The organism is Mucilaginibacter tolerans (assembly GCF_030519375.1).
In the GTDB taxonomy this organism is placed as follows: Bacteria; Bacteroidota; Bacteroidia; order Sphingobacteriales; family Sphingobacteriaceae; genus Mucilaginibacter.
Map to the genome: position 1 here is coordinate 58,753 of NZ_JAUMKB010000010.1, position 14,375 is coordinate 73,127.

A 14,375-nucleotide genomic window follows, 5' to 3' on the forward strand; every position below is an offset into this window, starting at 1 on the left:
CCCCAAAAGTACCATAATTTGACAATTTAAAAAGTCTATTTTTTTTGAGATTTCCACTGTTTTGTTCACATAATAACAGATGGAGATCAGCGAACTTTTAAGTGGCAATAAGATTTGATCATGTGGCTTAACAAGATTCAAGCGTCAAAAATGCTTGATCTTTAAAAACAATTTTAGAAGCCGGGCATGAAGGCCCCAGAATGGTTGGTCAAGGCTAATCTTCTGATCTTACGAATCTCAACAATAAGTTCACGCTGCGGTGCTTTTAACATCTAATTTGGGCCTTCTTAGGTAAATGAAACTCTTGGAAAGTCTGATAGCGGGCCTTTCAAAGAATATGTAAAATAGCCATGCGAATAAAATTGCCACGACCAGCTCCATACTAAAGCACAAAAACTGAAGGTGTATAATTCCCATTCGCTTAAATATACCGTTGCAAATCTCAAATACCAAGAAGTGAGTCAAGTACAGTGAATAGGAGATGTTACCCAAAAAATATAACGCATTTAATCGAAAATTAACAAAAATGACGGCAACAGAAGAGATCAGTAATACGGCTGCAGTCGCAAATCCGTGCCGATATAAAATAAGCGTAATAAAAATAATGGGCAACACAATATTATGTAGCGTTCGATTGTTGTAAAATACCATAAACGAAATCCCTAAAGCAAATATGGAAGTGTAATTCAATATCAGGGCGTCGCCACCGAAGTGGAATAAATTTATCACGCCGAAGGCCAAGAGAAATATTACCTTGTAGGCTTTACTTTTAAACAGAAAATACAAAAGACCAATTAGTAGGTAGAATTGAAATTCTACGCATAGTGTCCAAAATATATGATTGTAAAACGAATACCGGGTAAACGGTACTGCATAAAATATATGTGCAATAAATTGGGCAAAATCGTACCGGAATACTACACCCCTGTAGGCCGACAGATGGTTCAAAGTAAATCCGAGCAGGATATAAAGGGCAATTACAACCCAATAAGGAGGATCGATACGAATTGACCTTTTTATAAGGAAAGTAAAAAAATGACTTGTTTTATATCCATTCTTTTCAAGTGAATAGGCGATAATAAAACCGCTAATAAAAAAGAAAACAGGGACACCGATCTGGCCCAAGTTAAAAACTGAAGATATGACTGGATAATTGGTCAATGCAAATCCAAAGTGACAAAATACCACGCCTAAAGCGGCTAGTCCGCGGAGATACTGAATGCTTAATAGTTTATAAGGTTCATTTAACATTGAATTGAATATAAGAACAAATAAATATGAAAGAAGAATATAAGACGAAAATTGAGCAGTTGCATTGAGCGTCACTTTCCAAATTGGATATTCCGAAACCATTGATCACCTCATTCCGAAAACCGCAAACAGGCATTTCCGGGACACTTTGACCATAGCAACTTCTTAGGTATCAAAAGCGATTTTCCTTCGTATCAAAGCGACTCGGTGTTCTAAAGGGCACGGAATAGCTTGGTCAAGCATGCCGTAATATTCACGGAATAGGCTGATCAAGGCTTCCGGAATATCGATTCAGTCGGTGAAACTTTTGGCCTTTCCATATCAACCGAAGAAAGGTTGTAAAAATTGGGCGCCTGCTTTGGTCATGAGCCGGCGATTCCTAAACAAATGCCTATCGTTAAAAAAAGTAACAGAAGAAAATGCGGGGCTAGTCTGGCTCTTAATATTTTTAAAGAGTTATTAACTTGCTTTCTAACCGTTAACGGACTTATTTCTAATTTCTCGGCAATTTCGTTATGAGACAAATTCGAATCCCTGCTCAATTCGAACACCAGTCTCATTTTTGGAGGAAGAGTGCTCACCTCAGCGTTGACCAGCGCAATAAGCTCTTTGTTTCTTAAATTTTCATCTGTTGTAGAGTGGCAGGTCTCCTCAAAATTAATGAACGAGGTGATGTAGTTGGACTTGACTTTCTCGTGCTTAAAGACATTTAAAACTTTATTTCTGATTGCAGTACATAAATAAGCCTGTAAGGTGCCTTTAATCTCAATTGATCTTCTTTGGTCCCAAAGATAAATGAAAAGCTCCTGTAGAATATCCTTGACCGTATCTCTGTCTGACAATCTTTTATAGGCATGCAGATATAAGACGCCGTAATAACGGGAATGAATCGCCGTAAATGCGGAAATATCATCTTGCCTTAATAGCCTTATTAAGTCATCGTCGCTATATTGGCTGTACAGGGTCATCAGGGTTTATATTGATTCTAAGTTTGTCTGTGAAATCTCTTATTTTTTAACCTGGTCGAATCTGAGATAAACGACTCGCCTGAAATTGGGCACGCGTTACCTCTTATATTTATAATTGTATATACAAATAAATAAGAACCTAATAATTTTGAACATTGGAGTTCAACACAAACGTTTGCGTTGAATATCGAAAAACCGGATTAAGTAAGGCATTAAAGGCAGTCGGCGAGCGCGCAAAAGACCTTTAACCTGCCGCTTGCAGGAATTACTTTTAATAGATTGGTTATGAATTTTCTGTGCAGGTAATTTTATTGCTGGCTTTCAATAATAATATTTATTTATGACCGAACGCAAAGAATATATTAACGGGCTTTACGACAGCAAACAAACGTTTGCGCATAATTTGCTGATGCTCAAAATGCTGTGTAATTAAAGCGCCGCATAGCAATCACACATTAGTGAGTTTTTTTGTTTTTTTAAATTTCATCTACTCCCTCCCCCCATTGTCAGTTGTATAGCAGATAATAAGGATAATATATCCTTTACATATCATGCAACCACAAGATATAGAAGATTTAATAGAACGGTATAACAAGGGCCTGACTACTCCTGAAGAGAATGCCTTGGTCGAATCCTGGTATTTAAAATATAGACACGATGATCCTTACCTGTCTCATTTTCAGTTGGAAGATGATCAAAAGGAGAGCCTCGGTAGACTGTTAAATGAAATAGGGGGCAGTTCGAAAAAGATCCGGGTATCACACTTTGCCATAGCAGCTTCAATACTTATTTTTCTGGTAGCAGGTATATATTTTCTGGTTACAAATAATAAACCCCCGCAACGTATAGCAATTAATAAGCCAAAGAAACAAGATGTGGCCCCGGGCGGGAACAAAGCCATATTAACTTTGGGAGACGGCAGCACTATCGCATTAAATAGCGCAAAAATTGGAAAACTAGCCCGTCAGGGTAATATAATTATAAAGAAGGCGGCTGACGGTCAAATCAGTTACCAGGATGTTGTTGTCACCTTCCACGGCTCCAAAGACATTATTTATAACACTGCCGCCACTCCGCAGGGCGGACAGTATCAATTTATTTTATCTGATGGCACCAAAGTATGGTTAAATGCGGCATCATCAATAAAATATCCGGTAGTGTTTGATGGCAGCGAGCGTAGGGTAGAGCTTACCGGTGAGGCTTATTTCGAAGTTGCGCACAACGCAAAAAAGCCATTCAAAGTAATTTCAAATGGTCAGACAGTAGAGGTATTGGGTACCCATTTTGATATCAATGCTTACAATGACGAGCAGGGCATCAAAACCACCTTGCTCGAAGGAAGTGTAAAAGTATCAGCCGAAGGAATGAGCAATATCATTAAACCGGGTGAACAGGCAAGATTTGAGCATGGCGCCATCAATGTGACAAATGTTGATTTGGATGCCGTTGTGGCCTGGAAAAATGGGTTCTTCTTTTTTGACGATAACAATATTCAGGAAGTAATGCGGCAGCTTGCCCGTTGGTATGGTGTGGAGATAAAATATGAGGGGCAATTACCTTCAAGGAGGTTCTCAGGCGAAATCTCCAGAAATGTCAATTTATCCCAAATACTAGATATTCTGAGCTTTAAAAAAATACATTACAAAATAGAAGGGAAGACAATAGTTGTAATGAATTAAAGCCGGTATTTAATCAATTATTCACTTAAAAAAAGAACGGAACCACATGGAAAAATAACTACTAATCCGGCCTCAAAATGCAGGCCCCATCCCATTATGGTTAGCTCAAAAAAAACGCACCCCGACGGTAATCGGAATGCGGAAATATATTGAGTTAACCCTCCCGAAAAACGGGAATAAGTTTAGTGTCTCTAACTATCTGTTAACCCAACACAACAAAAGTATGAAATTAAATGCTTTTTCAATGGTCATGCACTTTCCATGGCTACGCAAAATGTTATTAGTTATGAAATTGACTACCTTGATCATGTTAGTTGCCCTTCTGGAATGTAGCGCAAAAGGGTATAGTCAAAAAGTTAATCTGGATGAAACAAATTCATCATTAAAAAAAGTCCTTCACCAGATAAATAAACAAACAGGATATGTATTTTTTTATGACTCAAAAGATGTACTGAATAAAAGCGTAACTATTCATCTTAAAGGCGCCTCAGTAGATGAAGCCTTAAAAGAATGCCTGAAAGATCAGTCATTAACGTACAAAGTCATTAATAACAACATTGTTCTTCAACAAATTGACAAGGTTGCTAATAATATAGTGACCAAATCGGATTTAATTCCTGTGGCGATAAGCGGGCAGGTTTTTGATAACAAAAATGTCCCGTTAGCCGGAGTGACGATCAGGGTAAAGGGCAGCCCGGTCTTCACCATTTCCGATGCTAACGGAAAATTCAGCATAGATGTTCCGGATGATAAGACGATACTCGTTTTTTCCTTCGTTGGCTACGCTAAAAAGGAACTGCAGGTTACGCCGGGAAGCGCGATGCTGGTAAAACTGGAAACTGACGTAAGCGGGCTTGGCGAATTAGTGGTGGTTGGCTATGGCAATCAGAAAAAAGAAAATCTAACCGGTGCAGTAGGTGTAATTAAATCATCTGCACTTGAGGACCGCCCTACATCTTCACCGGCCAATTTGTTGCAAGGATTGTCTCCGGGTGTTACCGTTGTTACGCAAGGCAGCTACCCTGGTGCGAGTGCCAATATTAAAATCAGGGAATCCTCTACCTGGCAGGGTGGAACAGATCCATTGTTCGTGATCGATGGTTTTGTAAGGGATGCAGCAACATTTGCCACAATAAACCCAGCTGATATTGATAATATCAGTATCCTGAAAGATGCCGCATCAACCGCAATTTATGGGATCAGGGGCGGTAACGGCGTTGTTTTGGTCACAACAAAACATGGAGTTGCTAACAAGACATCCATATCCTACAACGCTTCTTATACAATGAACAACCGTGAAATTACACCACGCCGGATGAATGCTTTCGATGCGTATACTTTTGCCAATGAGGCATTTGCACAAAAAGACCTGCCGGCTACTGACCCCAGCTACTATACACCAGACGAGTTAGATTATTTCAAAACGCATTCTTACGACTGGTTAAAGGACACTTGGCATAATCCGTGGAATACTTCGCATAACTTATCAGTAAGTGGTGGTTCAGAAGCAGCCAGATATTATATATCAGCAGGATATTTTCACCAGGATGGGGCAACATCAAATTCCTTTGGTAAATACAATTTAACCGCAAAGCTGGACGGGCGCATTACAGACCGATGGAGTTATAGTTTGAATATCCTGAGCGAATGGGATAATGGCAGCCGTCCATTCTGGGCCTACGATGGTGGAGATTTTAATTTGTCTAACATGTACAACAGGCTCCTGATGGTAACCCCGGGCCGCCCATCTTTTATTAATGGCCTTCCTGTGGGCAATTTTGACAATACCAATACTGCTAACCTGGCAAAAGGAAACGGCGGTTACACCAAACCGACGAACAATAATATTACGCCAACTTTTCAATTGAAATATGATATTCCCGGGATAACCGGACTATCGGCAAAGGGTACTTTCGCCTACAATACGACCAATAACTACACCAAGGCGTGGCGAAATGCTCCTTATATTTATTATTTTCAGACAGCTGGTGCCCACAATCATATTGTTACCGATCAATTGGATCTAGCACGATCAGGTGGATACCAGGTACTGGACCAGGCTCAGATTTCAGGAGTAGGGGCCCCTACCGAATTGAAAGAATCATATTTACAGTCCTCCAACTACCAATTGGATTTAATGCTTAATTATGACCGTTCTTTTGGTCAGCATAACATTAACGCATTTGCCGGGTACGAGCAATCTGCATTTCGGGGCCATTTTTCAACTATTTGGGACGATAACTATAGTAACCCTAATTATCAGCAAATTAATGGAGGGTCAACCAACAGTACTGACTGGTACATCAGAGGCGACGAAAATCAGCCAACGGGTTTTGCCTCCTATTTTGGCAGGATCGATTACAACTATGCATCAAAATACCTGGTTGGCTTTACCATGAGGGCCGATGGGTCTTATATCTTCCCTGAAAATAAACGATGGGGATATTTCCCGGCTGTTTCAGCAGGTTGGAATATCGCTAAAGAAGATTTCTTTGCAGATTATACCAAGTATCTTGAGGTCCTTAAACTGCGGGTTTCTTATGGAATAACCGGCACAGATAATACTGCTCCATGGCAGTGGCAACAGACTTATAACTTTAATTCAAACTCCGGAATTTATCTCGGGTCTGCACTTCCCCCATCAACCACATTGGGTTCTACTATCAATCCGAACATTACATGGGAAAGGAATCACAATTACAACCTGGGTTTAGATTTTGGCATGCCGAAAAAATTACTTACAGGTACTGTTGATTTATGGTACAAAAAAACCACCGATATCCTCGGCGCGCGCACAGCCTCAGTTCCAAGCACCGTTGGAGCAAGCTTGCCGGCAGTTAATTATGGAATCGCCTCAGCACATGGTATTGAGTTATCTCTTAGTCACGAAAGACACATAAGTGATTTTTTCTATCGTGTGTCGGCTAACTGGGCATATTCTGATAATAAATATCTGAAGGTTGACCAGGCCGCGTCGGTACGTGGTTACCAGAACTTAATAGGACAACCAATTAACGGCCTTATATGGGGTTATGTATCCGATGGGATTATCAGGACGCAGCAGGATGTCGATAATATTTTAAGCACCCACGGAGCTAATTTCACCATATTCGGTAATAAGCCGCAACCCGGAATGTTGATGTACAAAGATATCCGCGGACCGTTAGGTACGGATTCTCCTGACGGAAAAATCGATGGGAACGACATGCAAATCATTTCAAAAAATGGAATACCACGTGTCAACTATGGTTTCAACTTAACATTTGGCTTGAAGGGGGTTAACCTTAGTGCCATATTCTCCGGCTTGGGCAAATATGACATCATGCCTACTGATGTATATTACAGGCGACCTCTGCCTGGCAACGATAATTTAACCATTTGGAAAAATGCATGGACGCCGCAAACGGCAGCTTCCGCTACGATGCCGAGCCCTATTATGACTGATTGGCAAGGCACAAGCAATAGCGAAGTGGCTTCCACCTTCTGGCTAAAGAATGGCGCTTTCCTGAAGTTGAAGTCCTTAATTGTTGATTATAGTTTGCCGGCCAGCGTGTTGGCAAAATCAAAGATCAAAGCTGTAAAAGTTTATCTAAGCGGCGAAAACCTGTTTGAATGGAACCATGTAACAGATTGGGATCCTGAATTGGGTGGCGACTTCAGAATGTACCCGGTATTAAGAGGCTTTACCTACGGCTTAAATGTAACATTTTAAAAAATTAAACTATTAGATCATGAAACTTAAATTCAATATACTATTGGTTTTACTTGGGGTAATTGTTTTATCAACGTCCTGTAAAAAGGTATTTGAGGTTGATCACCCGGGTGGCCCGATCACACCTCAGCAAGAATGGGGCAATCCGGATTTTGCAAAAGGATATGTAACCGATTTCTATAATATTTTACCTGCCTGGAACAGGAATGAAGAGCTCGCCGGAGAGGCTTTTTCCGGGGGCGGTGGCGCAAATAGCCTTAATTCTTTTCTTAAAGGCACCTATACAAGTCAAAGTGGTTATCCTGACAGGGTTTGGGACTGGGGAAAGGTAAGAGCAATTAATAATTTTTTTGCAAATATCGATAAAAGCAAATCTGCATTGTCCCCTGCTGATTACCAAAGTCTGAAAGGACAAGCCTACTTTTTTCGTGCCTATATCTACTACAGGATGGTAAAAGTATTGGGCGGGGTGCCGATTATTACCACCGTTCAGGACCCAACAGCCGATATGAATACCCTGCTGGTAAAAAGAAACTCATCGCTTGAGTGTTTTGATTTTATTGGCAAGCAGTTGGATAGTGCAATTAATTTGCTGCCTGTTACCTGGGGTTCAAACGATATTGGACGGGTTACCAAAGGGGCGGCCATGGCAGTAAAGGGAGAAGCCCTTTTATTAAAAGCAAGTCCGTTGTTTTGCAAAACACCCAATGCAACCTATTGGACTGATGCTTACAATGCCCTGCTGGCAGCCAAAAACGAGTTAGATGCCGACGGGTATGGTTTATACACCGACAATACCGCAAAGCCAAACGAAAATATGTGGTACGATAAAGCCGGGGCAGCTAAAGAAATGATTTTGAGTGTGCGGTACCATTATCCAGAAAAAACAAATGGCTTTCAGCAAGGCCAAAGGCCATTAACTGAAACTTCCGGTTTGGCTGGAGTCTGCGACCCAACCTGGGAAATGGTTAAGGCTTATCCGATGAACAATGGTCTTTCGATCTCAGATCCGGCTTCCGGGTATGATTCTACCCAATTCTGGAAGAATAGGGACCCGCGGTTTTATCAGGCCATTGTATATAATGGGGCCCGGTATGATTTTGCAGATATAACACCCCGTGTTCAATGGATATTAAATACAATAGCAGGCGATGACGCCTATAAAGCCACACCTAATTATAATATTACCGGCTTTTATTGTCGTAAAGGCATAGACACCACGCTGGGTTCAACCGTTTGGAGTCACCAGGCTTTTGATTGGCCGATCATCAGGTATGCTGAAGTTTTACTTAACCTTGCCGAGGCTGCCAATGAAGCAGGTCATTCTTCGGACGCAAGAAACTATATTATCCAGGTACGTCAAAGGGCTCATATCACGCCAGGTGCAGGAAATTATGGACTGGCAGCGTCAGTTGGTACGGATTATCAGGCTACTTTGAACGCTGTTATGACCGAAAGAGCAATAGAGTTTGCTTTTGAAGGAAAGCGGTTCTGGGACCTGAGGCGCAGGCGCATGTTTAGTGTATTGAACAATATGGTTACCCTGCATGCTTACGGACCTTACTTTAATAGTGCCGCAGCATCCTCTCAATATGGTATTGATGTTACACAAAGCAACAGCGGAATAGCTTCACAGCTTTCTAACCGCATTGTAAATTCACCGGCTTCGTTTGACCGTAATGCCTTTCTTAAGAACATTACTCACTATGTATATGAGCCAATAGATCCAAGCTCAACCAATAAGATCAATATACCGGATACTTATTACTTCGGCCCAATTGATCCGCAATATATTTTACAAAACAAAAATTTACAGCAAAATATAGGCTGGGATAATGGAACCTTTAATCCGGTGATTCAATAAGTCCTCGATTCGTTTTTATGTTGATATATCAGTGAATAAGAGAGTATTGTTATTAATAGTACAATTTGCAGTTTATGCAAAAAGAGCACTTCTGGTAGTGAGATCACCTGAGGTTTAGTTGATGAAGCGCCCTGTGCTGTACGGGGCGCTCTTTTATGATTTTTAGTAGAAGTAAGGCTTGAATAATAAAATGAATCTTAATAAAAAAAACTGTCTTATCGTATTTATTATATGGCAATCCTTGACGAGATTTACCTATGCGCAAGCACCTGAAAAGCTTATAATTTCAGACTTTTTAAAAGCGGTGTATGGCCATATGCGCGTAAATGCGATTCAATATGATGGTACTAAAGAACTGAATGAATTTGAGTTTAGGAAGAATATGCTGAAAACAGACAGCGCTCAGTGGTTGCTTAATTTAACTGCCAGGCAGAGCGCAAATCATGAAACGCTGGACATGACAGCAGATGTTATATTAAAGGAAGGACACGCTTCTTCCACCGCGTTGGCGGTATCTTTTGACTTCAGTAGCTGGAGCCGAAAAAATTATGTTCTGGTGCCTGCCAGTATGTACAACGGAAACCGGTATCCTGCTATTGGCAATGAATACAATCCGCCTTACACGAAGGACATGTATTATAACCCCAAAGTGCCGCTGACAATTTCTAACAACCCCAGGTTGTCGGCCGAGCTTAACAAAGCATCACTGGTGGAGTTGCAAACCGGAAATGCGGCAACGCCGGCAATGTGCTTTTTCTCACCAGGTGCAAAGAAAGGCTTTATCCTGTTGACTACCCAGCAGACAAAATTTGGCAATAGCGGCCTTACAATTGCAGAAAACGCAAAGCAGGACAGTTGCAGCTTCCGTATTTCGGCGCCCGCGGTGCGGAAATTGGCAGCCGGTTTTGGTGACTTTCATGAAAGTGGTGACAAAGGCTATGACTGGAAGCCTGGCGACCGGGTAGCCATAAACATGAGGTTATATGTATTTGATGCAAACAGCATTCCGGATTTACTGACGAGATTTATGCAGGTGCGCAAAGAGGTTACTGGGCCTAATCGGCCCCGTAATATAATGCCTATGAGCAAAGAACTTGCCGTTGAAACGGCTATATGCAGCAACAACTTTATACATGCCCCCGCCGGCAGTTATTATAAGCCCGAGAACAACGACGATTTTCAATTGGGCTGGGTGAGCGGGATGATGAATACCTACCCGATGCTGGCGCTTAATAACGCAAAGGAGCGTGAACGGGTGGCCGAAGAGATTGACTTTGTAGTGAATAAACTTCAGGGCAAAAGCGGCTTTTTTTATGGCGGAATAGAAGCAAATGGCAACCTCCGTTTTGAGAAAATGCATGCTGATTTTCCGCAAGGCCAGGCGATGGTACGTAAAAACAGTGACGCCTTGCTCTGGCTGATGAAACATCTCATGTTGTTGAAGGCTCAGGGTTATGGCAATATAATTAAGCCGGAATGGGAATTAGCAGCGGAGAAATTGGCTGATGCTTTTGCGATTACCTGGAAAAAATACGGCGAATTTGGGCAGTACATCGCGCCTGAAACAGGGCAGATCGCGGTGTTCAATTCTACGGCGGGAGCCGTAGCGCCTGGCGGACTCGCTATTGCTGCAAGCTATTTTAATCGTCCCGAGTGGCTCCGTACAGCCAGGGAAGCCGCCGATTATTATTACGAACGTGACGTCGTAAAGCAGGGGCTGACGGGCGGCGACTGCGGCGATATCAGCATGGATGCCAATTCGGAATCAGCATTTGGTTTCTTAGAATCGCTAATGGCCTTATACAATGTTACCGGCGACAGAGCCTGGTTGCAAAAGGCTCAGGAGGAAGCGGCGCTTTGTTCAACCTGGGTTTTGTCTTATGACCCTGTTTTTCCCGCCACCAGCCAAATTGCAAAATTGCAGAGCCACATGGCCGGCGCGGTCTGGGCGAGCATTCAAAATAAACATGCGGCACCGGGTATTTGTGATGCCTCGGGCGATTACCTGTTTAAGTTGTACCGGGCAACGGGTAATAAATTATATGCAAATTTAATCAGGGATATTCAACACGCGCATGCCGAGGCGGTAAATATGCCTGGCCATTTTACCACCAACAACCTTATCGGGTCAAGCATGGAACGAATTCAGCCCAGTGATGCCGAGGGCAAAGGCAGTATTGGCAATTTTATAAATACCCGCAATTCGTGGACAGAAACCAACGGCATGCTAATGGCGATTGAATTACCAGGTATTTACCTGCAAACAAATAAGAATGAGATTTATGTGTTTGATCACGTTGAAGCAAAAATTGTGAAACATGTTAAAGACGGTGTTGTACTGTCAATAACAAACCCCACAAAGTACGATGCTGAGGTGTCAATCCTGGCCGAAACATTGGCTCAAACGAACAAACCGCTTGGTTATACATCATTTTTGAAATGGCCGAAAGTGGACATAAAAGCGGGTAAGAGTGCCTTATTCCATATTAGCAGTGACGGGAAGACCATAAAAGGGTTGAGCAAATGATGCTAAACATTAATTGATACTAAACAGCATGAAAAAAACATCAATAATAAATGCAACATTGCTGGTATTATTATTACTGCTTGTGCGTCTCTCTGCAGAAGCACAATATAATTTTAGTACTAACTACTTAAAAATCCATCTGGATGGCAAAGGCTTTATTACCAGTATGAAAAACATTACGGTGAGACCAGGCCGTGAATACAGTTCAAGCGACAAGCCTTCACCATTACTATGTCTTTACGATAGCAAGAAAAAGGTTTATTACGAACCGCATAGGGCCAGTTACAATAGCGCGGGCAAAATCATCACCCTGAGCTTTCGTAATGGCTCAGTTGCTAAAGTAAGCCTGGTTCCGCATCAAAAATATCTTAAGCTAACGCTTCAATCGCTTTTTCCCCGCAACGGCGTTGATGACATTCAATGGGGACCGTATCGCACTAATATCAACAATCTATTTGGCGAAGTCATTGGTGTAGCACGAGATACCAGCGACGCCAATAATTATGCAATAGGCGTATTGGCTTTAAATGACATAACAACCGGGGGAACTTCAAACTTAGAGGGCGATGCTGCCCCTTTCCAATATGTCATTCATAGCCCCGATAAAGTCCGTTTCCCGCTGCCGTCCAATTTACATGAAGGGCAGGTATTTCCCATCGGGGGGGATGGTATAAGCGATGTTGCCTTTTATTCTCATCATGAGGAGTACTATCGCATTTTGTATGGAAATGCAGCCTCAATTGACGACCAGGGAGGGATTTTTCTTACCTATCATGCAAGGGATAGAAGGACAAAAAAGAATATCTCGTTTTCCCTTATCCCGCTAATGGCTGCTAATATACCAAACCATCAGGAAGTGCAACCGTTGCCGGGAGTCGACTTTACAGGCTCCTCCATTGCTGTGTGGGGAAGCCCGGACAGCACCGCTCTTATGGATGTGATTCAAAATATAGTCTTATCAGAAAAACTCCCTTATCCGAAAGTAAATGGCAAATGGATAAAGGACCCTGCGCGGTATATTCCCGATGTAACCACTTCCGGAAATTTATCAGATAGCACTATTGCCTATGTTTCCAAGTTAGGCTTTAAAGCTATTGAGGCAAATGACTTGCCTTACTTCAAAGTAGATCGTGGAAACCGTGGTTTTATTGACGGCCGAAATTTTGAAAAAAAACCTTTTCATTTCACCTCAGGAGATAAATCGCACAAAGAGTTTACCGACCTTTCAAACCCTCTCGGCATTTTGCTGGGAAGACACACGATTGCTACTTCACTCGCTCAGGGAACAAAGGACGCAAGTCCAATACCAGGCGATAGTTTATGTTACCAGCAAAAAAGGATCTTAACCAAAGGGGTAGGTGCCGCAGATACGGTAATTGAGGTTAATGATCCCACTTATTTGAATGAGATAGCAAGCTGGGAGGGGCACTGCGCCGATTTGAATATGATAAAAATCGGGAAAGAGCTCATTCACTATATTGGGGTTTCAACAACCAAACCTTATACCCTTCAAAAGGTGAAAAGGGGCTATTGGGGTACAAAGGCTGCCAGTCATCGGGCCAATGACACGATTTATAAATTGCAGGTTACCATCAATTATGGTTATGATGGGCTTATACCTGATATTTATTTACAGGATAAAATAGCGGAATATTATGCCGATGTTAGTCATATCAACGGGATCGGGTTTATGGACCTTGACGGCCAGGAATTTCTTTTTAACACCGGGCATGGTTATTACGGTGTAAAACGATTTTTCAGAAAGATGTTTGATAGAGCGGCGGTACTGCAAATCCCCTACCTGCGTGTATCCGGAGCCACTCTTTCCGAAGGCTCCTGGCATTATCAGAGCGTTTGGAATGTAGGCGGCGGCACAAACATGTACGATCTTAAAACCAGGCAATGGGGCAGCACAACAAGTGAAGGGAAAGATCTTAGAAACGTTGCCTTCGCTAACTATTTTCCGGCATCGTTTGGCGGTAATTTTCCAATAGGCTCAGCTTCAACGGTAGAACAATATGAACATATAGAGGCCATTTCAGTTGGAGTTGGTGCGACATATATCATGGAACTCAACCAAAAGTCAGTAGAGAGCTGCCCTCAAAAAGATGCGATATTCAAAACGATCCGAACATGGGAGGATGCCCGGGCTGCTAACGCCTTTCCAAGGGATGTAAAAAAACGGTTAGCCGACTCATCTAAAAACTGGACTTTGGAAAAAGGCGATAATAATGACAGCTGGAAACTATATGAAAAGACGAACGGCCTGAAAACTAATCCCATTACCCTTACAAGAGCCAAGGGTTATTAAGCTGCGCGAACGGGATTAAGGAGCGATATAAAAAAAGATTGCAAAGTAAACGCTAAATAAGTG

The 14,375-nt window shown here is 42.1% G+C and carries 7 protein-coding genes; 5 read left to right on the plus strand and 2 right to left on the minus strand.

What is annotated here, in order from left to right; genetic code table 11:
• Positions 1–249 precede the first annotated feature (249 nt).
• Both Q3A68_RS23195 and Q3A68_RS14890 read right to left on the minus strand, forming a co-directional pair.
• Positions 250–1,353, minus strand: coding sequence for an acyltransferase family protein (locus tag Q3A68_RS23195; RefSeq protein ID WP_368045683.1), 1,104 nt, complete (start codon positions 1,351–1,353; stop codon positions 250–252).
• 260 nt (positions 1,354–1,613) lie between these two features.
• On the minus strand, positions 1,614–2,219 hold the full coding sequence (locus Q3A68_RS14890; RefSeq protein ID WP_302901898.1) for an RNA polymerase sigma-70 factor: 606 nt from the start codon (positions 2,217–2,219) through the stop codon (positions 1,614–1,616).
• A gap of 551 nt (positions 2,220–2,770) precedes the next feature.
• Between Q3A68_RS14890 and Q3A68_RS14895 the strand changes: the two genes are divergently transcribed.
• From Q3A68_RS14895 to Q3A68_RS14915, 5 genes are all read left to right on the plus strand, one after another.
• Entirely contained in the window at positions 2,771–3,898 is a 1,128-nt protein-coding gene (locus Q3A68_RS14895; protein ID WP_302901899.1) for a FecR family protein, read from the plus strand.
• Positions 3,899–4,184: 286 nt separating this feature from the next.
• Positions 4,185–7,610, plus strand: a complete 3,426-nt coding sequence (locus Q3A68_RS14900) for a SusC/RagA family TonB-linked outer membrane protein (RefSeq protein WP_302901900.1) — start codon at positions 4,185–4,187, stop codon at positions 7,608–7,610.
• Between the two features lie 19 nt (positions 7,611–7,629).
• Positions 7,630–9,474 carry a RagB/SusD family nutrient uptake outer membrane protein gene (locus tag Q3A68_RS14905; RefSeq protein WP_302901901.1) on the plus strand — a complete coding sequence of 615 codons (1,845 nt, stop codon included), beginning with the start codon at positions 7,630–7,632 and terminating at the stop codon, positions 9,472–9,474.
• A gap of 241 nt (positions 9,475–9,715) precedes the next feature.
• Complete coding sequence (locus tag Q3A68_RS14910; protein WP_302901902.1) at positions 9,716–12,001, plus strand: hypothetical protein; 2,286 nt, start codon at positions 9,716–9,718, stop codon at positions 11,999–12,001.
• A gap of 28 nt (positions 12,002–12,029) precedes the next feature.
• Positions 12,030–14,312, plus strand: coding sequence for a hypothetical protein (locus Q3A68_RS14915; protein ID WP_302901903.1), 2,283 nt, complete (start codon positions 12,030–12,032; stop codon positions 14,310–14,312).
• The last annotated feature ends 63 nt before the right edge of the window (positions 14,313–14,375 follow it).